Source organism: Luteimonas sp. MJ250, from assembly GCF_039548455.1.
Lineage (GTDB): Bacteria > Pseudomonadota > Gammaproteobacteria > Xanthomonadales > Xanthomonadaceae > Luteimonas.
The window spans coordinates 148,795-172,153 of record NZ_JBCLVB010000003.1 but is presented as its reverse complement, the minus strand read 5'-3'; the positions used below and the strand labels follow the sequence as shown (position 1 = coordinate 172,153).

At 70.4% G+C, this 23,359-nt stretch carries 22 protein-coding genes and 1 pseudogene; 8 read left to right on the top strand and 15 right to left on the bottom strand.

The window, feature by feature from the left end:
* The first annotated feature begins 77 nt into the window (after positions 1-77).
* On the top strand, positions 78-653 hold the full coding sequence (locus WCE37_RS01310; RefSeq protein WP_343277792.1) for a BON domain-containing protein: 576 nt from the start codon (positions 78-80) through the stop codon (positions 651-653).
* Positions 654-694: 41 nt separating this feature from the next.
* Here WCE37_RS01310 and WCE37_RS01305 read toward each other — a convergent pair whose 3' ends face one another.
* The 6 genes from WCE37_RS01305 to WCE37_RS01280 form a co-directional block, all read right to left on the bottom strand.
* Positions 695-2,524, bottom strand: coding sequence for a DUF885 domain-containing protein (locus tag WCE37_RS01305; protein WP_343277791.1), 1,830 nt, complete (start codon positions 2,522-2,524; stop codon positions 695-697).
* Between the two features lie 136 nt (positions 2,525-2,660).
* Entirely contained in the window at positions 2,661-3,362 is a 702-nt protein-coding gene (gene pdeM, locus WCE37_RS01300) for a ligase-associated DNA damage response endonuclease PdeM (protein WP_343277790.1), read from the bottom strand.
* A complete protein-coding gene (locus WCE37_RS01295) occupies positions 3,355-5,844 on the bottom strand; it encodes a ligase-associated DNA damage response DEXH box helicase (protein ID WP_343277789.1) in 2,490 nt (829 codons plus the stop codon). Before WCE37_RS01295 ends, pdeM begins: the two co-directional genes overlap by 8 nt.
* A complete protein-coding gene (locus tag WCE37_RS01290) occupies positions 5,844-7,613 on the bottom strand; it encodes an ATP-dependent DNA ligase (protein ID WP_343277788.1) in 1,770 nt (589 codons plus the stop codon). Before WCE37_RS01290 ends, WCE37_RS01295 begins: the two co-directional genes overlap by 1 nt.
* Entirely contained in the window at positions 7,613-8,608 is a 996-nt protein-coding gene (locus WCE37_RS01285) for a ligase-associated DNA damage response exonuclease (protein ID WP_343277787.1), read from the bottom strand. Before WCE37_RS01285 ends, WCE37_RS01290 begins: the two co-directional genes overlap by 1 nt.
* 12 nt (positions 8,609-8,620) lie before the next feature.
* Positions 8,621-9,106 (bottom strand): pyridoxamine 5'-phosphate oxidase family protein, encoded by a 486-nt coding sequence (locus WCE37_RS01280; RefSeq protein ID WP_343277786.1) that lies wholly within the window; start codon positions 9,104-9,106, stop codon positions 8,621-8,623.
* 212 nt (positions 9,107-9,318) lie between these two features.
* Here WCE37_RS01280 and WCE37_RS01275 point away from each other — a divergent pair, with 212 nt between their 5' ends.
* On the top strand, positions 9,319-9,585 hold the full coding sequence (locus tag WCE37_RS01275) for a hypothetical protein (protein ID WP_343277785.1): 267 nt from the start codon (positions 9,319-9,321) through the stop codon (positions 9,583-9,585).
* 9 nt (positions 9,586-9,594) lie between these two features.
* On the opposite strand, the gene WCE37_RS01270 is transcribed toward WCE37_RS01275, so the two are convergent.
* The 3 genes and pseudogenes from WCE37_RS01270 to WCE37_RS01260 form a co-directional block, all read right to left on the bottom strand.
* Positions 9,595-9,882, bottom strand: a complete 288-nt coding sequence (locus WCE37_RS01270) for a hypothetical protein (RefSeq protein ID WP_343277784.1) — start codon at positions 9,880-9,882, stop codon at positions 9,595-9,597.
* A 34-nt stretch (positions 9,883-9,916) separates the two neighbouring features.
* Positions 9,917-10,843 carry a ribonuclease H-like domain-containing protein gene (locus WCE37_RS01265; protein WP_343277783.1) on the bottom strand — a complete coding sequence of 309 codons (927 nt, stop codon included), beginning with the start codon at positions 10,841-10,843 and terminating at the stop codon, positions 9,917-9,919.
* An 8-nt stretch (positions 10,844-10,851) separates the two neighbouring features.
* Positions 10,852-13,131 (bottom strand): annotated as a pseudogene (locus WCE37_RS01260) (DEAD/DEAH box helicase); the annotation flags it as partial.
* 290 nt (positions 13,132-13,421) lie between these two features.
* On the opposite strand from WCE37_RS01260, the gene WCE37_RS01255 reads away from it, so the two are divergent.
* Positions 13,422-13,691 (top strand): hypothetical protein, encoded by a 270-nt coding sequence (locus WCE37_RS01255; protein WP_343253757.1) that lies wholly within the window; start codon positions 13,422-13,424, stop codon positions 13,689-13,691.
* Positions 13,692-13,857: 166 nt separating this feature from the next.
* Positions 13,858-15,246: an ATP-dependent RNA helicase DbpA gene (dbpA, locus tag WCE37_RS01250; protein WP_343277782.1), complete on the top strand. Its 1,389-nt coding sequence runs from the start codon at positions 13,858-13,860 to the stop codon at positions 15,244-15,246.
* Here dbpA and WCE37_RS01245 read toward each other — a convergent pair.
* Complete coding sequence (locus WCE37_RS01245; protein WP_343277781.1) at positions 15,243-16,136, bottom strand: hypothetical protein; 894 nt, start codon at positions 16,134-16,136, stop codon at positions 15,243-15,245. The genes dbpA and WCE37_RS01245 overlap by 4 nt on opposite strands.
* Before the next feature lies 1 nt (position 16,137).
* On the bottom strand, positions 16,138-17,646 hold the full coding sequence (locus WCE37_RS01240; RefSeq protein WP_343277780.1) for an amino acid permease: 1,509 nt from the start codon (positions 17,644-17,646) through the stop codon (positions 16,138-16,140).
* A 157-nt stretch (positions 17,647-17,803) separates the two neighbouring features.
* Between WCE37_RS01240 and WCE37_RS01235 the strand changes: the two genes are divergently transcribed.
* Both WCE37_RS01235 and WCE37_RS01230 read left to right on the top strand, forming a co-directional pair.
* Positions 17,804-18,577 (top strand): HipA family kinase, encoded by a 774-nt coding sequence (locus tag WCE37_RS01235; protein ID WP_343277779.1) that lies wholly within the window; start codon positions 17,804-17,806, stop codon positions 18,575-18,577.
* Complete coding sequence (locus tag WCE37_RS01230) at positions 18,552-18,959, top strand: DUF3037 domain-containing protein (protein WP_343277778.1); 408 nt, start codon at positions 18,552-18,554, stop codon at positions 18,957-18,959. The genes WCE37_RS01235 and WCE37_RS01230 overlap by 26 nt, the downstream gene beginning before the upstream one ends.
* 41 nt (positions 18,960-19,000) lie before the next feature.
* Here WCE37_RS01230 and WCE37_RS01225 read toward each other — a convergent pair whose 3' ends face one another.
* Positions 19,001-19,273 (bottom strand): hypothetical protein, encoded by a 273-nt coding sequence (locus WCE37_RS01225; RefSeq protein ID WP_343277777.1) that lies wholly within the window; start codon positions 19,271-19,273, stop codon positions 19,001-19,003.
* Positions 19,274-19,513: 240 nt separating this feature from the next.
* Between WCE37_RS01225 and WCE37_RS01220 the strand changes: the two genes are divergently transcribed.
* Together WCE37_RS01220 and WCE37_RS01215 are read left to right on the top strand one after the other, a co-directional pair.
* Positions 19,514-20,050 (top strand): DnrO protein, encoded by a 537-nt coding sequence (locus tag WCE37_RS01220; RefSeq protein WP_343277776.1) that lies wholly within the window; start codon positions 19,514-19,516, stop codon positions 20,048-20,050.
* Between the two features lie 136 nt (positions 20,051-20,186).
* A complete protein-coding gene (locus tag WCE37_RS01215) occupies positions 20,187-20,795 on the top strand; it encodes an NAD(P)H-dependent oxidoreductase (RefSeq protein WP_343277775.1) in 609 nt (202 codons plus the stop codon).
* Between the two features lie 21 nt (positions 20,796-20,816).
* On the opposite strand, the gene WCE37_RS01210 is transcribed toward WCE37_RS01215, so the two are convergent.
* From WCE37_RS01210 to WCE37_RS01200, 3 genes are all read right to left on the bottom strand, one after another.
* Positions 20,817-21,056, bottom strand: a complete 240-nt coding sequence (locus WCE37_RS01210; protein ID WP_343277774.1) for a hypothetical protein — start codon at positions 21,054-21,056, stop codon at positions 20,817-20,819.
* Positions 21,057-21,155: 99 nt separating this feature from the next.
* A complete protein-coding gene (gene hutU, locus WCE37_RS01205; protein WP_343277773.1) occupies positions 21,156-22,820 on the bottom strand; it encodes a urocanate hydratase in 1,665 nt (554 codons plus the stop codon).
* A gap of 151 nt (positions 22,821-22,971) precedes the next feature.
* Positions 22,972-23,283: a hypothetical protein gene (locus WCE37_RS01200; protein WP_343253765.1), complete on the bottom strand. Its 312-nt coding sequence runs from the start codon at positions 23,281-23,283 to the stop codon at positions 22,972-22,974.
* Positions 23,284-23,359: the final 76 nt, after the last annotated feature.

Below are 23,359 nucleotides of genomic sequence, written 5' to 3'. Positions count from 1 at the left end.
GCTGCTTGAACGTCTGCCGGGGGACACTGCCTGCAGCGGGCCCCGCGCCCGCGACTTCCCCCGATGGAGACATTCCCATGACCCGATCCACCACAGGCCCCGCCACCGACGAATTCCGCGACGTTGCGCGCGACGCGATGAAGCTGGGTAGCCGCTGCGTCGGCGCCGCCCGGGACTGGCTTGGCGAGAAGCGTGAAGAATTCAACATGGGCCGCGCAGCCGGTGCTGCCGGTGCTGGTGCCGGCGCGAGCGTGCACGGCTACCGCGGCATCGGCCCGCGGGGCTACCGTCGCGACGACGGGCGCGTGCGCGAAGACGTTTGCGACGCCCTCACCGACAGCGACGCCCTGGACGCCAGCGACATCACCGTCACCGCGCAGGACGGCGTGGTGAAGCTGGCCGGCACCGTGCCGCACCGCATGATGAAGCGCCTGGCCGAAGACCTCGCCGATGACTGCCGCGGCGTGCGCGACGTGGAAAACGCACTGCGGGTTGGCCCGCCGCCGTCGGTTGGCACCGCATCGGCCACCGGATCGTCGACTGCTGGCGCGGCAGGCACCGGCACATCCACTGTCGGGACCTCGAGCGCGGGCACGTCCACTGCGGGCACGTCTACCGCCGGCGGAGCATCCGGACCGTCGGCAAATCTCTGAGGGCCGGAACGCTGTTGCAGGAGCAGCTGTTGTGGGAGCAGCTATAGCTGCGATCGTGATGATGGCTGCGGCCCTGGAGCCGCCTGCTTCTGCGTCTCGATGAACGCGCGGACTTCCTCGTCCAGCACCGGCAGCGGCACCGAACCCAGGCGCAGGATGGTGTCGTGGAAGGCCTTCTGGTCGAAGCCGGAGCCCAGCTCGCGCTCGGCTTCGGCGCGCAGGTCGCGGATGGTCTTGTAGCCGATGTAATACGACAGCGCCTGGCCCGGCCAGGAGATGTAGCGGTCGACCTCGTTGACGATGTCGTGCCTTGCCAGCGCGGCGTGGCTGGCGAGGTATTCGATCGCCTGCTCACGGCTCCAGCCGTATTCGTGGATGCCGGTGTCGATCACCAGGCGCGCCGCACGCCACATCTCGAAGCTGAGCCGGCCGAAGTCCTCGTACGGCGTCTCGTAGATGCCCATCTGCGTGCCCAGCCACTCGGTGTACAGCGCCCAGCCTTCGCCATAGCCCGAGAAATACGTGCTTGAGCGGAAGTCCGGGCGCTCGGGCGCTTCAAGCGCCAGCGCCGCCTGCAGGCTGTGGCCGGGCGAGCACTCGTGCAGCACCAGCGCCGGCAGGTTGTACAGCGGGCGCGACGGCAGGTCGTAGGTATTGAACCAGCACGCGTCCAGGCCGCCGCGACCGGCGGTGTAGTTGGGCGCGATGTCATCGGCCACCGGCAGGATGGTGAAGCGGTAGCGCGGCAGCGTGCCGAGCACGTGCTTGAGCTGGCCATCGACCTTCTTGGCGACGTAGGCCGCAGTGGCCAGCAGTTCGCGCGGCGTCTGCGCGTAGAACTTCGGGTCCGAGCGCAGATACGCGAGGAACTCCTCGAACGTGCCCTCGAAGCCGGCGCGCGCCATGACCTCGCGCATCTCCGCCGAGATCCGCGCAACCTCGGCCAGTCCCAGCTCGTGGATCGCGCGCGGGTCCATGTCGCGGGTGACGTATTCGCGGACCTGGGTGCGGTAGAACGCGGCCCCGTCGGGCAGCGCGCTGGCCGCGATGCTGGTGCGGGTGCGCGGCAGGTAGTCCTCGCGCATGTACGCGAGCAGGCGGCGGTAGGCCGGCACCACTTCATCCAGCACCACCTGCCTGCCCTCTTCGCGCAGCTGCGTGCGCGCGGGTTCCGGCACCGTGGGCGGGATCGCGTCGAATGCGTCAAGGACGGGGTTGCCCGCGCCGGCAAGCGTGTAGCTCTCGATCGTCTTGTCGCGGTTGTCGAGCGATGCCCGCGGCACGCTCCAGCCGCGCTCAAGCCCGCGCTCCATGTTGTCGATGTGCTCGCCGAAATGGCGCGGCAGGTCGCGCAGGCGGCCGATGTAGTTGCGCCACTCGGCCTCTTCGCGCCAGGGTTCGCGCGGGGCGAAGCCGGTCCAGAAGAAGGTGTCGCTGTTGAACGGCGCTTCCCAGGTGCGGCGCACGGCGTTTTCGCGCTCCGCCGCCATGCTGGCGCGGAACACCGCGAGGTTGACCTGGTCCTCGCGCGAGAGCGCGTCGGCCGGGATCGCGTCGAGCTTCGCCAGGGTGTCGGCCCAGTAGGCCGCGCGGCGCGCCCAGGTGTCGGGTGTGTTCGACGGCAGGCGGTCGGATGCGCGCCAGCGGCCGTCGACGCGCGTATAGCCGTATTCGCGCCGGCTCCACTCGCCGTCGGCGGCGAACAGGGCGTGCAGGCGCGTGGATGCATCGTTTGCCGGCACGGCTTCGGCCTGCGCTGCGGCGACATCGGCGGCCTGCGCGAACGCGGCGGAAGGTGCTGCCGTGGAGAAAGCCAGGGTCAGGACGCAAAGCGTGGAAAAACGCAGGCGCGCGCAGCCTGTCAGGATCATGCGGGACTCTCCGGTGCGATGGGATCGACGCAGGCCGGGCGCCCCGGCGTCTCGACCGCCGAGTATGCCTGCTCTCGCCCCGGGTTCGAATACGCGCCGTTGCCGGGCCCGGTGCCGCGGCGGCGTGGCGCCAGGGTCAAAGCGCTGGCTGCACCCGCCACGCACCGTCCATGTGTCCGGCCAGCTCGCCGCCGGCGCAGGCGATCCAGCTGCGGTCGTGCTCCAGCTCCCGGCCTCCGGTGAAGGCGGAGAACGCCGGCAGGATGGCCTGGTACGGGTCCAGCGCAAGCGCGGGATGACGGCCGGGCAGGCCCGGCAGCCGCACCACCGGATGCACGTGGCCGCAGATCACGTAGCCCGCTGCCGGATCGAAGCCGCGGGGGCCGCCATCGGGTCCATCCAGCGGCATGTGGCGGAAGCGGAAGGGCCCGTCGCGCACATCGTCGGGCAGGGGGACGATGCCGACCGCGTCAGGCACCAGGCTGCGATCGTGGTTGCCCGCGACCACGCTGGCCACGACGCCCGGGTGCGCGCCGAGCAGCGCGCGCCACGCCGCTTCCACCCGCGGATGGCGGCGGCCGTGCAGGAAGTCGCCGAGCACCCACAGTTCGCGGGCACCGGTGGCGCGCAGCAGCGCATCCAGGCGCGCGAGGTCGTGGCTGGTGCCGCCGCTGGGCACCGGGATCCCGGCCGCGCGCAGGATGTCGCCCTTGCCCAGGTGCAGGTCGGCGATCAGCAGTCGCCCGCGCCCAGGCCAGTACAGGGCGCGCTCCGCATGCAGCCGCATCGGCTCGCCGGCGATGAGCAGGTCCACGGCATCGTCCATGGCTTCATCCATGCCGCTTCTCCAGCTGCGCGGCCGCTCGCCGCACGCGCGTGCGCCAGTCCTCGGTGCTCAGCTGTCCGCGCAGGGAGTCCGCCCACAGCGGGAAGGCCAGCGGCGTCAGGCCGCGCGGGCGGTGCAGGTCGAGCCTGCGCGCGCGGCAGCGCTCCAGCGCCTCGCCAAGGCGTCGGATTTCGAGCTGCGCCTCCAGCACTTCGCGCTCCGCCTGCGCCAGCAGCACGTGGCCGGGGTCGTGGCGGCGCAGCACGTCGAACAGCAGGCCGCTGGACGCCTGCAGCTGGCGCAGCGAGCGGATCGCGCGGCCCGGCAGCGACGGCGGCAGCAGACCGGCGACGCGCGCGATCTCGCGGAACTGCCGGCGCGCGAGCTCGGCCAGGTTGAGACTGGCGTACAGGTCATCGAGCAGGCCTTCGGGCGTGAACATGCGTTCGAGCAGCGCGGTGTCGGGCCAGGCTTCGGCCTGTGCGTTCAGCACCAGGCCGTAGTCGTTCACCGCCCAGGCGAAGGTGTTGGGCGCCTCGCGCGCCCAGCGCAGGGCGAGCAGCGGCGCCAGGCCTTCGTGCACGGCGCGGCCGGCGAACGGGAACACGAACAGGTGCCAGCCCTGCCGGGTCCTGGCCGCTTCCACCAGCAGGGTGTCGGGCGTCGGCAGCGCGGAGAGCTTCGACTGCAGCGCGAGCAGCGGCGACAGCGCGCGCATCTCCGGGCTGTCGGCCGGCTGTCCGATGATGGCTTCCACCTCAGCGGCAAGCTCGCTTGACAGCGGCATGCGCCCGCCCTGCCAGCGCGGCACGGCGCCGTCGCTGCGCCTGGCGATGCGCACGTAGGCGGTCATGTCCTTCATCTGCACCAGCTCCAGCGTGCGGCCCGCGAACTGGAAGCGGTCGCGCGGCCGAAGCCGGGAGACGAAGGCCTCCTCCACCACGCCCAGGTGGCCGCCCTTGAGGAAGCGCACCTGCACGCCGCCATCGCTGGTGATGGTGCCGATCGAGAGCCGGTGGCGGAAGGCGACGCGACGGTCGTGCACGCGATAGGTACCGTCCTCGTCGCGCAGCACGCGGCGGTAGTCGGGATAGGACTCCAGCGCGCTGCCGCCGCGGACGATGAAATCGAGCACCGCCTCCCACGCGGCATCGGACAGATCGGCGAAGGCGTGCGTGCCGCGGACTTCGGCAAGCAGCGCGTCGGGCTTGAAGCCACCGCCGAGCGCGAGGGTGACGCAGTGCTGTGCCAGCACGTCGAGCGACAGCCGCGGCGGTGGCCGCGATTCGATGCGGCCGGATGCCAGCGCCTTGCGCGCCGCGGCGTATTCGGCCAGCTCAAGCGCGTGCGTCGGCACGCAGACCACCTGCCCGGCTTCGCCCGGGCGGTGCCGCGCCCGCCCGCCGCGCTGCAGCAGGCGCGCCATGCCCTTGGGGCTGCCGACCTGCAGGACCTGGTCGACGGCGGGGAAGTCGACGCCGAGGTCGAGGCTGGAGGTCGCGACTACGCAACGCACGCTGCCGTCGCGCAGGCCGGATTCAGCGGCGGCACGCAATGAGGCGTCGAGCGAGCCGTGGTGAAGCGCAAGCGTGGACGGGTCGTCCAGCCACACCGATTGCAAGGCGCGGTGCCAGAGTTCGGCCTGCGAGCGGGTGTTGGTGAACAGCAGGCTGCTGCGGGCGCGCTGCAGCACGGCGGCAACGCGTTCGAGCTGCGACAGGCCGAGGTGGCCGGCCCAGGGAAAGCGTTCGCCCTCGCCGGGCAGCAGGGTCTCGAGGGTCATCTTGCGCTGCTTCGGGGCGGACAGGATGGCCGCGCCGGGCGCGTGCGGAAGCAGTACGTCGCGCGCCTCATCAAGGTTGCCGAGCGTTGCCGACAGGCCCCAGGTGCGCGCGCCCGGGGCCAGCGCGCGCAGGCGCGCCAGGCAGAGCTGCAGCAGCACGCCGCGCTTGTTGCCGAGCAGTTCGTGCCATTCGTCGACGACCACCGCGCGCACGCCGGACAGGATGTCGCCGGCATCCGGATACGACAGCGCCAGCGCGAAGGACTCCGGCGTGGTCACCAGCACGTCGGCCAGGCCCTTGCGCGCAAGCCGGCGGTCGCGGGCGGCGGCGTCGCCGGTGCGCATGGCCACGATCCAGGGCACGCCGAGGGCGTCGATCGGCTCGCGCAGCGCGCGCACGGTGTCCACGGCGAGCGCGCGCAGGGGCGTGATCCAGAGCAGGCGCAGGCGCGGCGGCGTGGACGCGGACGTGCGTTTCGGCGCCGGCACATCGCCCAGGCTAAGCGCTTCCAGCAGCGGTCCGCCAGCCGCGGCCAGGGTCTTGCCGCTGCCGGTGGGCGTGACCAGCAGGCCGGACTCGCCGCGCAGGTAGCGACGCCAGGCTTCGCGCTGGAAGGCTGCGGGACGCCAGGCCCGGGCCGCGAACCATGCGGTGAGCGCTGCGTCGGCGGGTCGGCGGCCGGACCCGCGGACGCCGCTGCCAGTCACCATCACCGCGCCAGCGCCCGCAGGCTGTCGAGCCGGTCGGCTTCGCTCGCGGGCTTGTCCTCGCGCCAGCGCAGGATGCGCGGGAAGCGCACGGCGATGCCGGACTTGTGGCGCGCTGAGCGGTTCACGCCCTCGAAGCCAAGCTCGAACACGTGCACCGCCTCGACCGAGCGCACCGGCCCGAAACGCTCCAGCGTATGCGCGCGGATCCAGCGGTCCAGTCGCAGTATTTCGGCGTCGTCCAGGCCGGAATAGGCCTTGGCCACGGGCACCAGCGCGTCGCCATCCCACAGGCCGAAGGTGTAGTCGGTGAACAGCGTGCTGCGCCGGCCGTGGCCGGACTGGGCGTAGATCAGCACCGCGTCGATGCTGAGCGGATCGACCTTCCACTTCCACCAGTCGCCGCGCTTGCGGCCGTGGCGATAGGGCGAATCGGCGCGCTTGAGCATCAGCCCTTCGACGCCGCGGTCGCGGGACTGTTCGCGGAGCGTGGCGGCGTGTGCCCAGTCGTCGGCGTCGACACCGGGCGAAAGCACGATGCGGCCGATGCCGGGATCGGCACGTGGTCCGGCGTCGTGGTCGGCGCTGGCGTTGGCGCACGTGCCGGCCTGCGTTGCACCAAGCAGCTCCGTCAGCAGCGCGCGGCGCTCGCGCAGCGGGCGCGTCCTCAGGTCCTCGCCTTCAAGCTCCAGCAGATCGTAGGCAAGCACGCGGGCAGGGGCGGCGGCGAGCGACTTCGGCCCGGGCCTGAGCCGCTGGATGCGGGTCTGCAGCGCACTGAACGGCATCGGGTCCGCCTCCCCCGGCTGCCAGGCAAGCAGTTCACCGTCGATCACGCAGTCGCGCGGCAGCAGCGCCGCAGCGGCTTCGATTTCGGGGAAGCGCCCGTCCATGCGCTCCTCGCCGCGCGACCACAGCGCAACAGGACCCTCGCGCCGGATCAGCTGCAGGCGGATGCCGTCCCACTTCCACTCCAGCAGCCAGTCGTCGATCGGACCAAGCGCGTCCGGCTCGACCTCCAGCGGCGAAGCCAGGAAGAAGGGATATGGCAGCGCGGCGTCGCCGGCCTGCGGCTCCGCCGAGAGCAGGCCCTCGAGGAAAGCGGCGCTGGGCGTCCAGCGGCCGAGCATGCGCTGCGCGATCAGCGCGATGTCGACGCCCGACAGTTCGGCGAGCGCCTGCTGCACCAGGCCCTGGGACACGCCCACGCGCAATGCCCCGGTCAGCAGCTTGTTGAATACCAGGCGTTCGCGAAACACGAGGCTGCGCCACGCGCCGACGACCACCGCGCGGCGCGCTTCGGGTTCGGCGTTGGCGATCGGCGCCAGGCGAAGTTCGATCCAGTCGGCGAGGCCGGTTGCTTCCGCGGCGCCATCACCACCACTGCTGCTACTGCCGCTGCCGCTGCCACCACCACTGCCGCCGCCGATGTCGACCGCGTCATCGCCCTGTCGACGGGCGCCGCTCGCGTAGTCGACGGGCGGGTCGTCCAGCAGCAGGGCCAGGGTCTCGGCCAGATCGCCGACCTGGTGGTGGCAGGCCTCGACCAGCCAGTCAGGCGTGCCGCTTTCTTCCCCGATCCAGGCGCGCAACTCACCGGTGCCGGCGATCTTCGCGCGCGCGCCACCGACCTTGCCGCCGGCCAGCAGCCACAGCGCCCATGCGGCATCGCGCGGCGGCGCATCGCCAAAGTAGGCGACCAGGGCGCGACGCTTGTCGGTCGTGCCGGTGCTGCGGTCCAGCCGCTCGTAGAGGGCGGCGAAGCGGCGCATCAGTCGTCCTCGCCGTAGCCGGTGGCGAACACGCCGGTATCGATGCCGCGCTCGTTAAGCACGCGCACCAGCGCGTCGGTGTCGCCGTGGGTGGCGATCACCCGACGCGCGCCGGTCTCGTGCGCGGTGCGCAGCAGCGCCGGCCAGTCGGCGTGATCGGACACGACGAAACCACGGTCGTAATTGCGCCGCCTGCGGTTTCCGCGGATGCGCATCCAGCCCGACGCGAAGCCCTGCTGCGCGCGGCGAAAGCGGCGGATCCACGGACTGCCGGCGGCCGACGGCGGCGCGATCACCAGCTCGCCGGCGAAATCAGAGCCGCGCGCCTCGTCGGCCACGCGGCGGGTGTCGAGCATCGCCACGCCAGCCTCGCGATAGACCTGCACGCCGGCGTCGATCGCGCCATGCACGAATGCCGGACGATCGGTGTGTGCCGCGAGCTCGGCCAGCACGCGCTGCGCCTTGCCCAGCGCGTAGCAGTACAGGATCGCGGCCTCGCCGTTGGCGGCGCACTCTTCGCGCCACTCGACAATGTCGCGCGCCACCGCCGACGCCAGCGGCCAGCGGTAGATCGGCAGGCCAAAGGTCGATTCAGTGATGAACACATCGCAGGGCACGACCTCGAACGGCAGGCAGGTCGGGTCCGGATCGCGCTTGTAGTCGCCCGATGCCACCCAGACCTCGCCGCCACTTTCGATGCGCACCTGGGTGGAACCAAGCACGTGGCCGGCAGGATGGAATGACACCAGCGCACCGCCGATGCGCACGCGCTCGCCGAGCGCGTACACGCGGTAGTCCTGCTCGCCCAGCCGCCATTGCAGGATCGGCAGCCCCTGCTCTGCAACGTGGTAGGTCCCCATGCCGGGGCGCGCATGGTCGCCGTGGCCGTGGGTGATCACCGCGCGCGGCACCGGCCGCGAGGGATCGATGTGGAAATCGCCGGCGGGGCAGTACAGCCCCTCCGGCGTCGATACCACCAGATCACCCCGGGCCACCGTGCGCTCCGCTCAGCGCAGGTCGACGTCGCCGACCTTGTCCCTGTAATCCTTCTTCGGATCCATGCCCAGCAGCATCTTCACGCCGGCGACCATGCTGGACGCATCGATCCAGACCTCGGCGTCTTCCGCGTCCAGGCGCAGCAGTCGCAGCTTGGGATCGTCCTTGCCCTCGTACCAGGCGCCGACGAAGGGATTCCACAGCCGTTCGACCACGGCGCGGTCGGTGTCCACGCGCAGGGTGCCGCGGATGCTGGCGAAAAGGTCATGGCCCTTGGAGGCGAAACCGGCGATAGCGCGGCCGCTGCCGGAACCCAGCTGCTTCACGAGCATATTGTCGGCGGAGGTGAAGAACCAGATCGGGGCGCGGCGTTCTTCCGCCATCCCGGTCATCGGCCGGGCGTGGCCGTCTTCCTGGCCGTCAAGGCCGAGCATCACGGTGCGGTCGCTCTCAAGCGCCTTCCAGAATTTCTCTTCGAGTTCGCGGGGGTCGGTCACGATCAACTCCAGTGGGTTTGGAGCATCGATGTAATCACCGCACCGGTGATAGCGACGTGCGCGCCCGCTCCGGACGCCGGGCGCTCCACTGTTCCACCGTGGGAGCGGCCATGGCCGCGATGCCGCGATGCCCGTCGCGGCCGGTTCACCCGCCGCGGACCCGTCGCGCCGCATGATCGCGCCCCTTCCCACTGATCGCGGACACCCCACCCATGAATCCCGACATCATCGGCTGGGCGGCCTCGGCCATCCTGCTCGCCACCCTCAGCCGCCAGATCGTCACCCAGTGGAAGGACAAGGACGCCAAGGGCGTCTCGCGCTGGCTGTTCCTGGGCCAGATGGCCGCGTCCGTCGGCTTCATCGCCTACAGCTGGATGCTCGACAACCGGGTGTTCATCGTCACCAACTCGCTGATCCTGCTGACGGCGGTGGTCGGTGAAATCGGGCTGCTACTGCGGCGCCGTGGCGCCGGGACATGAGGGCCGCGCTCAGGGCACCGGATGGAAGCGGACCCGCACCACGCCGTAGGGATTGAACGGCACGCGCGTCTGCCAGTGACTTCCGTGCACCGTGACGCCGGTACCCGGCAATTCTGGATGCACGTAAAGCAATACGAACCGTGCACCCTCCAGGCCATCCGCCAGTGCGACCATGCCATCCAGGCCGGAGGTCATCATGCGGCTGTTGTAGTTGGCCTCGGGAGCCGGCTCGTCGCGCACGATGTCGTGGCCGTCATCCAGGAACAGCAGCGAGGGCAGCACGAGCCGGTGCCCCATCGCGGTCACCGGCCCCTTCGATTGACCGCGGCCATCAGGCAATGGCCGGCAAAGGACAAATGGTCGACTCGCCCTCGCCTTTGTCCTGCAGCGCCTCAAGCAGCCCGCACAGGCTGCGCAGGTCCTGCGCGTTGTGCAGGCCGACCCGGCGCAGCTTGGAGGCGCTGCCGCCGCGCAGGTAGCCCAGCCATGCACCGGGCGCTTCGGAACCCGGCAGGTCGTCCTCGCGCAGCACGCCGAGCAGCTCCCGCTCCACCGTCGCCAGGCGGCAGTTGGCCCAGACGCCGCGGTAGCGCCGGCGCACCGGGTGCAGCAGGTCGATGTGGCGGCGCCCGAACACCGGATCGGGCAGGCGTGCGAGGCGGTAGCGCGTGGACAGCAGCGGGCGGTCGTAGCTCTTGCCGTTGTAGCTGACCAGCGCGGTGTCTTCTTCCAGCCAGCCGGCGAAGGCACGAAGCATCGCCTCTTCCGCCGACAGCCGGGTGATGCACAGCTGGCGGATGCGCAGGCCGCCGTCGCGCCAGTCGGCGGCACCGATCATGAAGGCACGGGTGCCGGTGCCGCCGGCAAGCCCGGTGGTTTCGGTATCGAAGGCGAGCAGGTGTTCGCGGGCGATCGTGTCCTGGCCGATGCCGGTGAGCGGCAGGACGTCCTCACCGTCTGGCCACGGCGTCCATTGTTCGAAATAGCGAAGACCGGGCGAAACCTCCTCGCCAGGCAGCGTGCGGTCGATGCTCCGCGGGGCCGCGACCGGCGCCGGCGCGCGGATCTTCAGCAGCGTGCGGAGCTGGGCGATGGTGGCCTCATGCGATGTCCTGGCCGCGCGCGCCGATGCGCTGGCATCGTGGCGGTACGGAGCAGCCGAGACACGGTCGGACACCGGTTCCACCCCACCCTTCATGCCCGCTGCCACGCCCGCCTGCTTGCGCAGCCCGGCCAGCCTTTTCGCCAGCGCGCTCACGCCGCGACCAGGAGGTCGAGCACGCGCAGCGCAAGCTGCCGCGGCGTGCCGGTACCGCCCTCGTCGGCCTCGAGGATCGGACCGACGCAGGCCGGGCAGCCGGCATGGCAGTCGCAGTCCTGCACCACCGCGCGCGCGCGGGCGACCAGTTCGTCGCGCCGCTCGTACAGCGGCGAGGACAGTCCCACACCGCCGGGATAGTTGTCGTAGAGGTACAGCGTGGGCGTAAAGCGGCCGGCCGGATCAAGCACATGTACGTTGGCCCACGCCCCGTCCCCGCTGCCCACCGCCTTCAGCAGGTCGCGCGACTCGGCCATCACCGACACCTGCGCCACCAGGTGCAGCGCGTGCGCCGCGCCGAGGAAGCCGTCCAACGCCTCGTGACGCATCTCGAACGCATCCTCCAGCACCCGCTGCGGCAGCTGCCACCACACCGCGCTGGTATGCAGCTCCTGGTCGGGCAGCGTGACCGGGCCGTAGCCGATGTTCTCGTGGGTGTGGAAGCGGATCTTCTTGTAGCCCGAGACCCGGCGCAGCACGTGCACCTCGCCCAGGTGCGCCGAGCCCTGCCCCGCCGGCGCCTGCTCCATGTCGTCGAGCACCTTGAGCTTGGTGTAGTCGATGGCGTCGGTGTAGTAGTCCACCCGCGTGCGCTGCACATAGGCCTTGCGGCCCTCCCAGTCCAGGCGCTCCACCTGGAAGGGCTCGGACTGGATCATGTGGATCGCACCCTCGTACAGCGTCAGCGCCGCGGCCGAATAATCGACCTCGGCCACGATCACCTGGCGGCCATCGGTGCGATCGACGACCACGAAATTGCCGTCGGCCACCGAGCGCAGGTTCACCGCCTGGGCCGGATAGCTGTCGGCGATCCACTCCCAGCGCTCGCCCTCCTGGTGCAGCACGCCGCTCTCGGCCAGCACCTCCAGCCACGGCCCCGGATCCACCGGGCCGAACCCGTCGCCATCGCGGAACGGAAGCTCGAAGGCCGCGCAGCGGATGTGGTCGAGCAGGATCAGCGGCTGGTCGGGTTCGATGCGCGCGTGCTCCGGGTTGGCCGCGGCAAAGAACTCGGGATGCCGCACCACGTACTGGTCCAGCGCCTCCGAGCTCGCCACCAGCACGCCCAGCGACGGCTGCTGCCGACGACCGGCGCGCCCGAAGCGCTGCCAGGTGGCGGAGATGCTGCCGGGATAGCCGTTGAGCACCACCACGTCCAGGCTGCCAATGTCCACGCCAAGCTCCAGCGCCGAGGTGCTGACGATGCCGTCGATGCGCCCGGCGCGCATGTCCTGCTCCACGGCACGGCGCTCGGTCGGCAGGTAGCCGCCGCGATACGCGCGGATGCGGCGGGGCTTGCGCGGGTCGTGGTCGAAGACTTCCTTCAGGTACTTGGTCAGCACCTCGACCATCGACCGCGACTGGCAGAACACCAGGGTCTTGAGCCCCGCCCTGATCGCCAGCCGCGCGATGCGGTTGGACTGCGAGCGCGCCGACGCGCGGATGCCGAGGTCGGGATTGATCACCGGTGGATTCCACAGCAGCACGTGCTTGTCGCCGCGCGGCGCGCCGCTGTCTTCGATCACCTCGACTTCGTCGATCGAGGCCTCGATCAGCGCGCGCCCGTGTTCACCGGCGTTGCCGATGGTCGCCGAGCACAGGATGAAGGTCGGCGACGCGCCATAGAAGGCGCACACCCGCCGCAGCCGGCGGATCACGTTGGCGACGTGGCTGCCGAACACGCCGCGATAGGTGTGGATCTCGTCGATCACCACGTAGCGCAGATTCTCGAAAAACTGCGCCCACTTGGTGTGGTGCGGCAGGATGCCCTGGTGGAGCATGTCCGGGTTGCTGACCACGATGTCGCCGCTGACCCGGATCGCGCGGCGCGCATCGCCAGGGGTATCACCGTCGAAGGTGGCCGCACGCAGGCCAAGTTCACCGGCGGCATTCAGCTCCAGCAGCTCCGACACCTGGTCCTGCGCCAGCGCCTTGGTCGGGAACAGGTACAGCGCCTTGCCGCGCTCGCGCAGTGCGCCGGCGACCACCGGCAGCGTGTAGCACAGCGACTTTCCCGACGCCGTGGGCGTGGCCACCACCAGGTGCCGGCCGGCCTGCGTCGCCGCCCAGGCCCGCGCCTGGTGGCTGTACAGGCGATCGATGCCGCGAGCGCGCAGGGCGCCGGCCAGGGGCTCGGGAAGATCCTCGGGGAGCGGCGCGTAGTCGCCGCCCTGCCCGGGCAGCAGCAGGCTGCCGGTAACGCGGCCGGGGTACTTGGCCTCGAGCCTGGCGGCCAGGGTGTTGCCGCCCATGGGCGCGATGTCCTGGGCGGGCCGGGTAATGGCGTTCAAGGCGGGCTCCGGTTGGGCGTGGCGCGCAGCCTGCGCGCCCGGCGTCTCACCCCATGCGACTGCGATCCGGCCCCCCGGCTTCAGGCCAGCATGGCCATCGCGCGCGGCCGCTCTGTTTGGCGCGACAACGGGCCTGGTTGGCGCCCGCTCAGCAGCCCGGCCCGTGTTTGCCTTGCCTTGACACGCCCCGGACCACAGTGGTCTCCCCCTCGCAGCGGAGTGCCCTGATGGCCAAGTCCAACCCCACCCGACCCGACGCCCCCGCGGAAGAGTCCAGCCTCGACGACGGCACCGACCTGCCCGAGACCCGCGGCCCGAAGCTGAAGGACCCGCGCGCGACCTCGGCGATGGACAACATCGGCGTCGATACAGGCGCCGACCTCCTGGACGTGGCCCTGGACGACCAGCCTGGCGATGTCGATGCCGACGGCCGCTCCTTTGCCGATGACGTGCGCAGCGACACGATCAGCGACGACGAAGGACGCGAGCGACGCTGACAGCGACCGCGAAGCCGCGAGCAGCTCCGACAGCAGCCGTCCGCGACGTCCCGCGGGATCGGCTACAAGCGCGACCCGTCCTGGGGGAGCGGCCAAGGCCGCGATCGGCGCCGGTGCATCGCGGCCGGAGCCGCTCCCACGGCAGGAATGCTGCGATCATGGCGATATGGATATCGACCAGCCCCCCGCCTTCTCCACCCTTCCCGTCCCGCCTGCGCTGCTCCGCGGCGTGGAGGCACTCGGCTACACCGCGATGACGCCGGTGCAGGCGCAGGCCCTGCCCGCGATCCTCGAAGGCCGTGATGTCATCGCCCAGGCGCCCACCGGCAGCGGCAAGACCGCGGCCTTCGGGCTCGGCCTGCTGCAGCGCCTGGACCCGGCGCAGGTGCGCACCCAGGCGCTGGTGCTGTGCCCCACCCGCGAGCTTGCCGAGCAGGTCGGCGCCCAGCTGCGCAAGCTGGCCCTGGGGGTGCCGAACGTGAAGCTGTCGGTGCTGTGCGGCGGCATTCCGCTGGCGCCGCAGCTGGCGTCGCTCGCGCACGCGCCACATGTGGTCGTGGGCACGCCGGGGCGCATCCTGGAACTCCTCGGCCAGGGCGCACTGCAGCTCGGCGGCGTGCAGACCTTCGTGCTTGACGAAGCCGACCGCATGCTCGACATGGGCTTCGAAGACCAGATCCGCGATGTCGCCCGGCACGTTCCGCGCAACTGCCAGCGGCTGCTGTTCTCGGCGACCTTTCCGGATGCGATCCGCGCCCTGGCCAGGACGATGCTGCGTGATCCCGCGGAAGTCAGCGTCGGCGGCAGCGCCGGCGCGCCGGAGATCACCCAGGTGGTGGTGGACGCCGAACCCGAGCGCAAGGCGCCGCAGCTGGCGGCGCTGCTGCTCGAACATCGCCCGGAGTCGTGCGTGGTGTTCTGCAACATGCGCCGCGACGTCGACGAAGTCGCCGCTTCGCTGAACCACTACGGCTTCGACGCGCTCGCCCTGCACGGCGACATGGAGCAGCGCGACCGCGCCGAAACCCTGCTGCGCTTCGCCAACCGCAGCTGCAACGTGCTGGTGGCCAGCGACGTCGCCGCGCGCGGCCTGGACATCGACGACCTGGCCGCGGTGGTGAACTACGACGTGCCCTCGGACCCCGACACCTACATGCACCGCATCGGCCGCACCGGCCGCGCCGGGCGCGAGGGCCTGGCGCTGACCCTGTGCACGCCGCAGGAGTTGCGGCGCATGGAGGCGATCGAGGACCACCAGTTCCGCACCCTGCCGCGCGAACGCGCGCAGCCGGTCGAAGGGCGGCCGAAGGGCGTGCCCAGGGCCGCGATGGCCACGCTGCGCATCGACGCCGGCAAGACCGACAAGCTGCGTCCCGGCGACATCCTGGGCGCGCTCACCGGCGACGCCGGCCTGTCGGCGAAGGCGATCGGCAAGATCGACGTACTGGCCACGCGCGCCTACGTCGCGATCGCGCGCGCGCAGGCGCCGCAGGCGCTGGCACGCCTGCGCGAAGGCAAGATCAAGGGCCGGAAGTTCCGGGTGGCCGCGCTCTAGCCGGGGACCTGCGCACGCAGCGCCCTGGCAAAGCCCGCGCCGCGCGCCGGATCCACGCCCAGGTAGAAGTCGGGCTCGATCAGCTCCGCTTCCATCAGCAGCCAACGGCCCTCCGCGTCGGGCACCACGTCGATGCGTGCGTACAGCAGCGGGGCGTCGATGGCCGCGAGCGTCGCTGCGGCCAGTTCGAGCGCAGCTGCCGGCGCCTCCCGCAGCAGCGTGTATTGCCCGCCGAAGGTTTCCTGCACGCGGAAATCGCCCGGCACGGGGCGCTTGTTCACCACGTGCGAAAGCTGGCCGCCGAAGTACAGCAACGAGGTTTCGCCTTCGCTGGCGATGGTGGACAGGTAGGGCTGCACCAGCATGTCGCCAGCGCCGGCAGCGGCTGCCACGGCTTCATCGATGCTATGGCGGCGCACGCGCTGCGTTTTCCACGCACCTCCGGAGACTGAGGGCTTGACGATCAGCTCGTCGGCACCGGTCTCGTCGAAGAACTGTTCGAGCCGGGCGCGAGACGGATCCGGCGTCCACGCCGTGTGCGGGATCGCGACGCCCCGCGCCGCCAGTCCGGCGAGGTAGCGCTTGTCGGAATTCCACTCCAGCACCTCGGCCGGGTTGGCCATTGGCAGGTCCGTGCGCCGCCAGGTCGCGCAGGCCCGGAGCCAGCGCGCGTGGTCCAGGTGGTAGCTCCACGCCAGCAGCGGCAGCACCTGCGCGAAGTCGCGCAGCCCGGCAGCATCGTCGACGTGCGCCGTCCAGGGCGTCGGCGTTGCGCGGATGCCTTCGTTCCGCAGCGTGGCCTGCAGCCGTGCGAGCACCCGGGGCCACAGCTGCGCGTATTCGCCGACCGCGGGGTCGGGCGTGAGGATGGCGACCTCGACCTCGGCCACCTCAACCTTCCCCGGCCGTACCCGGACGTCCCACGCGCGCGTTGCGGCGCCCGTAGGCGAAGTAGATCGCCGCGCCCACCGCCAGCCAGACCGCGAAGCGGACCCAGGTCAGCGTGGTCAGGTTGAGCATCAGATAGAAGCAGAGCAGCGCCGATATGACCGGCAGCACGGGCGAGAACGGCACCCGGTAGCCACGCTTCAGGTCCGGCCGCGTGCGCCGCAGCACCACCACCGCCAGGCTGACCAGCACGAAGGCCGACAGCGTGCCGATATTGATCATCTCTTCCAGGATCTCGACCTGGGTGAAGCCGGCCAGCAGCGCCACCGCCGCGCCGCTGATCAACTGCAGGCGCACCGGCGTCTTGCGCGTTTCAGAGGTGACGCTGAGCCAGCGCGGCAGCAGGCCGTCGCGGCTCATTGCCAGCAGCACGCGCGACAGCCCCATCAGCAGCACCATGATCACCGTGGTCAGGCCCACCAGGATGCCGACCGAGATCACCTGCGCCGCCCAAGGCGCGCCCACGGCCACGAAGGCAGTGGCCAGCGACGGATTCTCGGCTTCGGCAAGCACCGTGTACGGCACCATGCCGGTCAGCGCGAACGCGACGCCGATATACAGCAGGGTGACCAGGGCCAGGCCGCCGAAGATGCCCAGCGGCAGGGTGCGCTGCGGATTCTTGACCTCTTCCGCCGAGGTCGCGACCACGTCGAAGCCGATGAAGGCGAAGAACACCAGCGCCGCGCCAGAGAGCACGCCCGCGATTCCGTATTTCGCCGGCGCCGCGCCGGTGAGCCAGGCCAGCAGCGACTGCGACCAGACATCGCCCTCCGCCCCGCCCGCGGGCTCGGACGGCGGCACGAAGGGCGTGAGGTTGTCGGCGTTGAAATAGGTCAGGCCGACCACGATCACGAACACCACGATGCCGACCTTGATCATGGTGAACACATTGTTGACCCGCGCCGACATCTTGGTACCGAGGATCAGCAGGCCGGTGAACACGCTGACGATGAACAGCGGGCCCCAGTCCATGGCCAGCCCGAACACGCCGATCGTGGTGGGTATGTGCACGTCGAACAGTTCGAACACCATCGCCAGGTAGATGCCCCAGTATTTGGCGATCACCGCGGCGGCGGTCAGCAGCTCCAGGATCAGGTCCCAGCCGATGATCCAGGCCAGGAACTCGCCGAGGGTAGCGTAGGTGTAGGTGTAGGCGCTGCCGGCGACGGGAATGCTGGATGCGAATTCGGCATAGCACATGATCGCGAGCGCACAGGCCAGCGCCGCGAGCATGAAGGACACCGAGACCGCCGGCCCCGCGAAGCTGCCCGCCGCGCGCGCGCCCACCGAGAAGATGCCCGCGCCCACCGCCACCGCCACGCCCAGGATCATCAGGTCCCAGGCCGTCAGCGAACGCTTGAGCTCGCGACCCGGCTCGACGGAGTCGGCGATGGTCTGCTCGATGGACTTGGTGCGGAACAGGCTGCGGGACGGACGGGGCTGCTGGCTCATTCGGTCGCTCGTGCGGAAACGTGGGCCGTCCGCGTTCCAGGCTGCGTTGGCCCGACCGCTGAACGAGCCCGCAGACTACGCCGCCCGGCGCCGCGCGGACAATGCCGAAAGGGCCGGGCCGGGCCGCCTGTCGGCGCCCGGGCGCTATGCTTCACCCATGCAACCGCGCACGATCACCGCCACCCGCTACGTCACGCCGCTGCGTGAAGGCGGCTCGATGCCCGCCATCGTCGAGGCCGACGACGATGGCATGTACGTGCTCAAGTTCCGCGGCGCGGGCCAGGGGCCGCGTGCGCTGGTGGCGGAGCTGGTCTCCGGCGGGATCGCGCACGCGCTCGGCCTGCCGGTGCCGGAGATCGTGCTCATCGAACTCGACGCCGAACTTGCACGCACCGAGGGCGACCCCGAGATCCAGGCGCTGATCAAGGCCAGCGCCGGACTCAACCTGGCGCTGGACTATCTTCCGGGCGCGATGAACTTCGACCCGGTCGCCACGCAGCCGTCGCCGGAGCTTGCGTCGGCGATCGTCTGGTTCGACGCCTACACCAGCAACGTCGACCGCACCGCGCGCAATCCGAACCTGCTGGTCTGGCACCGCCAGCTCACCCTGATCGACCATGGCGCATCGCTGTATTTCCACCATGGCTGGGACGGCGACACCGGCGGCGCCGGCAGGCCCTTCCCGCTGATCCGCGACCACGTCCTGCTGCCCTGGGCGAGCGAACTCACCGAGGCCGACGCACGCCTTACAGCGCTGCTGCCGCCGGAACGACTGGCGGAAATAGTGGACGACATTCCGGATGCATGGCTTCAGGCCGAAGACGCCTTCGGCACTCCCGCGCAGCAACGCGTGGCCTACGCGCGCTACCTGCAGCAGCGCCTTGCGCTGCCGCATTCCTTTGTCGATGAGGCCCAACGTGCGCGCGCCTGACAGCTACGACTATGCGGTGATCCGCGTCGTGCCGCGGGTGGAGCGCGGCGAGTTCATCAACGTCGGCGTGATCGTGTCCTGCGAGAAAACCGGCTATCTCAAGGCCGTCATCGAACCGGACGATGCCCGCCTGCGGGCGCTGGACCCCGGCATCGACCTGGACACGTTGCGGCGCCACCTCGATGCCATCCAGCGCATCTGCGAAGGCGGGCCGGACGCAGGCCCCATCGGCCTGCTGCCGCAGCGCGCCCGCTTCCACTGGCTGACCGCCAAGCGCAGCGCGATCATCCAGACCTCGGCGGTGCACATGGGCCGCTGCGGCGACATGGACGCCATCGTCGAACACCTGATGGACCGGATGGTGAGGATTGCGCCGGAGTAAGTGCACCCATGGCGCGCGCGCGGGGCGGTTGCGCCCCCTGCTCAGCTGATGCGGAACATCGGCTGGCCCACGCGCGAATCGCGGAGCGGCCGGGACAGATAACCGGCGTGGGTATAGCCGGGGAGCGAGCGGCGGCGGCGGTACGCCATCTTGACGTGCCCAGGCACGGAATGCGCCTGCGGGATGCCCGCCTGGATGCGGGTGATGCTTTGAGCGGGAGCCGCATGGCTGCGCGTGCCGTGGTGGCGGCGACGGCTGCCGGGGATCAGGGACAGGAATGACTGCTTCAGGTAATTTTTGATTTCTTCCTCCATAAATTCAATGTTTACAACAACTTACGACGCGTATTGTAGCACGTCCGGTCATTTATGAATAGGCAGCTGGTTCCATGTGTACCGGGTACCTGCAAAGCCATGCGTTGCCGTGATGCCGCTCCGTACCGGGCGCCGGCAGGCTTGACCCGGGTCATGGCCCGCTTCGAGCGCCGCTCCTACGATGTCCTCACGAACGCTCGGATGTGACATCCAGGCAGTCATCGCCCACCAGGAGATCCCATGAACCTGAAGCAGATTCCCCTCGCCCTCGCGCTCACGCTGGCGATCGCCGCCATGGCCGGCTGCGCCCAGGACAGCACCCCGGCCGCCAGCGCCGCGGACGCCGGCGCCATCGAGCAGGTCGCGCATGCGGAAGACGACGCGCACGACGCAGCACATGATGCCGACCACGCACACGCAGCCGCGGCCGCCCTTGGCGTCGACTTCCCGGTGCCCGACAACCACGAGCCCTGGGCCCCGGATGCGCCCCTGATCGAAGGCATGTCGCGCGTCCGCACCGCGGTCGCCGGCCTTGAGGCCCGTCCGGACGAAGCCACCGTGATCGCCCGGGCCGCGGACGTCGACGACGCGGTCGAATACATGTTCGCCAACTGCAGCCTGCCTACCGAACCCGACATCGCCCTGCACGCGATCCTGGCGCGGCTGATGGCCGGCACCCAGGCGCTGCAGGAGAACCCGGCCGACGCCGCGCCGGTCGCCGACATGCACGCTGCGCTCGAGAACTATCGGACCCTGTTCGACGACCCGAACAGCTGACCGCGAAGGCACGGGCCGTTGCCACCGAACCGGCGCGACGGCTCGGGCTTGCGCCAGCCGAGCCGACCCGCCGGCGACATGCCCTGCACCCCATGGCTGCCAGGATGGCCCGCTCCCCGTCCACCCGGAGCCTCCCATGGCACTGCGCGCTTTCGGCCTCAACTGCACCCTGAAATCCTCTCCCGGCGAATCCTCCGCGCAGAAGATGCTGGACCTGCTGCTGCAGGCCCTGGGCAAACACGATGTGACCTCGACCAGCACCCGCGTGGCCGATCACGACGTGAAGCCGGGCGTCAGCGTGGATGAAGGCGACGGCGATGCCTGGCCCGGCCTGCGCGGCAAGGTGATGGAGGCCGACATCGTCGTGCTCGCCACCCCCATCTGGCTGGGCCAGCCCTCCAGCGTCGTCAAGCGCGTGCTGGAACGCATGAATGCCTTCCTCGGTGAAGGCGACGACCGCGGCCGCTTCCCGACCTTCGGCAAGGTGGCCGTGGTCGGCGTGGTCGGCAACGAGGACGGCGCCCACCACGTCACCGCCGAGCTCTACCAGGCGCTGGCCGACGTCGGCTTCACCATTCCCGCGTCAGGCGGCGCCTACTGGGTGGGCGAAGCGATGCAGAAGACGGACTTCAAGGACCTGCCGGAGGTACCGGAAAAGGTCACGCAAAGCGTGGAGATGGCGGCGAGCAATGCCGCACACCTGGCGCGGCTACTGAAGGCGGAGCGCTACCCCGGCGTCGGATGACGCATTCGTGCGGCGGGCACGCTAGTGGGCGAAGGGTCGCCGGTACACCGCGGCGCTGATGCACGAAAACAGGCTGACCACGAACCAGCCGAAGGGGAACAGCGTGAACGTCAGCAGCCAGGTCACGCCGCCGGCGATGCAGCCGGCGACGAACCACAGGACCGCCGAAACCACGCGCCCCTGCACCAGCTGGCCGAGACCGGGGATGAAGAGGCTGCAGATGGCGGCGATGACGTTGCCGGTGGAACCTTGTCCGCTCATCACTGGTACTCCGTTCGGATCTGGGGAAAGGGGCGCAAGCCGCGGAATCCGCGCTCATGGACAGGGACGCCTGCCAGGCGCGAAGTGTGACTGTGGCAATCAGGACATCGGCAGCTTCAGGCCCTGCTCTTTCGCGCACCGCTTCGCGATCTCGTAGCCGGCGTCGGCATGGCGCATCACGCCGGTACCCGGGTCGTTCCACAGCACCCGCGCCAGCCGGCGGTCCGCCGCCTCGCTGCCGTCGCAGACGATGACCACGCCGCTGTGCTGCGAATACCCCATGCCGACGCCACCGCCGTGGTGCAGGCTGACCCAGGTCGCACCGCCGGCCACGTTCAGCATGGCGTTGAGCAGCGGCCAGTCGCTGACGGCGTCGCTGCCATCCTGCATCGCCTCGGTTTCGCGGTTGGGCGAGGCCACGCTGCCGCTGTCCAGGTGGTCGCGGCCGATCACCACCGGCGCTTTCAACTCGCCGTTGCGGACCATCTCGTTGAAGGCCAGGCCCAGGCGGTGGCGCTGGCCCAGGCCGACCCAGCAGATGCGTGCCGGCAGGCCCTGGAACGCGATGCGCTCGCGCGCCATGTCCAGCCAGGTGTGCAGGTGCTCGTCATCGGGGATCAGCTCCTTGACCTTGGCATCGGTTTTATAGATGTCTTCCGGGTCTCCGGACAGCGCCACCCAGCGGAACGGGCCGACCCCACGACAGAACAGCGGCCGCACGTAGGCCGGCACGAAGCCCGGGAAGTCGAAGGCGTTCGCGCAGCCCTCGTCCTTCGCCATCTGGCGGATGTTGTTGCCGTAGTCGACCGTCGGGATGCCCTGGGCGTGGAAGGCCAGCATCGCCTCCACGTGCACGCGCATGGATTGCTTGGCGGCGTCACGCACCGTCTCCGGGTTCGCCTCCTGCTCCGCCAGCCACTGCTCCACCGTCCAGCCGACCGGCAGGTAGCCGTGCACCGGATCGTGCGCGCTGGTCTGGTCGGTGACGCAGTCCGGGCGCACGCCGCGCTCCACCAGCTCGGGCAGGATCTCGGCGGCGTTGCCCAGCAGTGCGATCGACTTCGCCTCGCCGGAGGCGGTGTACTTCGCGATCCGCGCCAGTGCGTCGTCGATGCCGCTCGCCTGCTCGTCGACGTAGCGCGTGCGCAGGCGGAAATCGATGCTCGCCTGGCGACACTCGATGGTCAGGCTGCTGGCGCCGGCGAGCGATGCGGCCAGCGGCTGCGCGCCGCCCATGCCGCCGAGTCCCGCGGTCAGGATCCAGCGGCCGGTGAGGCTGCCGCCGTAATGCTGGCGCCCCATCTCGACGAAGGTCTCGTAGGTGCCCTGCACGATGCCCTGGCTGCCGATGTAGATCCACGAGCCGGCGGTCATCTGGCCGTACATCATCAGGCCCTTGCGATCGAGCTCGTTGAAGTGCTCCCAGTTGGCCCAGGCCGGCACCAGGTTGGAGTTGGCGATAAGCACCCGCGGTGCATCGACGTGGCTGGGGAAAATGCCGACCGGCTTGCCGGACTGCACCAGCAGGGTCTCGTCATCGCCAAGCGTGCGCAGCGATTCGAGGATCGCGTCGAAGCTCTCCCAGTCGCGCGCCGCGCGGCCGATGCCGCCATACACCACCAGGTCCTCCGGACGTTCGGCCACCTCCGGGTCCAGGTTGTTCTGGATCATCCGGTACGGCGCTTCGGTCAGCCAGGATCGGCAGCTGAGCCCGGTGCCGCGGGGCGCGCGGATGGTGCGGGACGGGTCGTGGCGCGTGGACATCGGCGGCTCACCGGTTGGCTGGGCCCCGGATTATCGCATCGCGTGAAAAGAAGACGCCCGACACGGAGCCGGGCGTCCCGGAGGCCAACGCTGGGCCTCCAAACCGAGGACGCCCGGCGGGCCGGGCGTCCGGATGCTGCGTGTGCAGGCGTCAGCGGATCGACGGATCCAGCCGGCGCAGGGCGTCCTGCAGGTCGACCGAACCGGACCGTTCGATGTCCTCGCGGGTGTACACCCGGCCGCCGGCGCTCACGCATTCCTTCTGCGCGGACTTCGAGCGCGCATTGCGCGCCGCGGTGATCCGCGATCCGGTCTGCTCGATGCAGAAGCGGTCGTCGACCTTGCGGCTGTCCTTGGCCCGCGAGCGCGCGGCCTCTTCGGGTTCGTCCTGGGCATGGACGGCGATCGGCGCGGCAGCGAAGGCCATCGCGGCAAGTGCGGCGGTGAGGAAGACGTGCTTCATGGGGTCACCTCGTTCGGCGTTGCGGGGGGAGCAGCCTCCCACGATACGCTGCGCGCATGGGCTCGCCCACGGCCGC

Excerpts from the sequence above, each read along its gene's own strand:
- WCE37_RS01310 (WP_343277792.1), top strand. The coding sequence starts at position 78 with ATGACCCGATCCACCACAGGCCCCGCCACCGACGAATTCCGCGACGTT.
- WCE37_RS01305 (WP_343277791.1), bottom strand. The coding sequence starts at position 2,524 with ATGATCCTGACAGGCTGCGCGCGCCTGCGTTTTTCCACGCTTTGCGTC.
- pdeM (WP_343277790.1), bottom strand. The coding sequence starts at position 3,362 with ATGGATGAAGCCATGGACGATGCCGTGGACCTGCTCATCGCCGGCGAG.
- WCE37_RS01295 (WP_343277789.1), bottom strand. The coding sequence starts at position 5,844 with ATGGTGACTGGCAGCGGCGTCCGCGGGTCCGGCCGCCGACCCGCCGAC.
- WCE37_RS01290 (WP_343277788.1), bottom strand. The coding sequence starts at position 7,613 with ATGCGCCGCTTCGCCGCCCTCTACGAGCGGCTGGACCGCAGCACCGGC.
- WCE37_RS01275 (WP_343277785.1), top strand. The coding sequence starts at position 9,319 with ATGAATCCCGACATCATCGGCTGGGCGGCCTCGGCCATCCTGCTCGCC.
- WCE37_RS01270 (WP_343277784.1), bottom strand. The coding sequence starts at position 9,882 with ATGGGGCACCGGCTCGTGCTGCCCTCGCTGCTGTTCCTGGATGACGGC.
- WCE37_RS01255 (WP_343253757.1), top strand. The coding sequence starts at position 13,422 with ATGGCCAAGTCCAACCCCACCCGACCCGACGCCCCCGCGGAAGAGTCC.
- dbpA (WP_343277782.1), top strand. The coding sequence starts at position 13,858 with ATGGATATCGACCAGCCCCCCGCCTTCTCCACCCTTCCCGTCCCGCCT.
- WCE37_RS01240 (WP_343277780.1), bottom strand. The coding sequence starts at position 17,646 with ATGAGCCAGCAGCCCCGTCCGTCCCGCAGCCTGTTCCGCACCAAGTCC.
- WCE37_RS01235 (WP_343277779.1), top strand. The coding sequence starts at position 17,804 with ATGCAACCGCGCACGATCACCGCCACCCGCTACGTCACGCCGCTGCGT.
- WCE37_RS01230 (WP_343277778.1), top strand. The coding sequence starts at position 18,552 with ATGAGGCCCAACGTGCGCGCGCCTGACAGCTACGACTATGCGGTGATC.
- WCE37_RS01225 (WP_343277777.1), bottom strand. The coding sequence starts at position 19,273 with ATGGAGGAAGAAATCAAAAATTACCTGAAGCAGTCATTCCTGTCCCTG.
- WCE37_RS01220 (WP_343277776.1), top strand. The coding sequence starts at position 19,514 with ATGAACCTGAAGCAGATTCCCCTCGCCCTCGCGCTCACGCTGGCGATC.
- WCE37_RS01215 (WP_343277775.1), top strand. The coding sequence starts at position 20,187 with ATGGCACTGCGCGCTTTCGGCCTCAACTGCACCCTGAAATCCTCTCCC.
- WCE37_RS01210 (WP_343277774.1), bottom strand. The coding sequence starts at position 21,056 with ATGAGCGGACAAGGTTCCACCGGCAACGTCATCGCCGCCATCTGCAGC.
- hutU (WP_343277773.1), bottom strand. The coding sequence starts at position 22,820 with ATGTCCACGCGCCACGACCCGTCCCGCACCATCCGCGCGCCCCGCGGC.
- WCE37_RS01200 (WP_343253765.1), bottom strand. The coding sequence starts at position 23,283 with ATGAAGCACGTCTTCCTCACCGCCGCACTTGCCGCGATGGCCTTCGCT.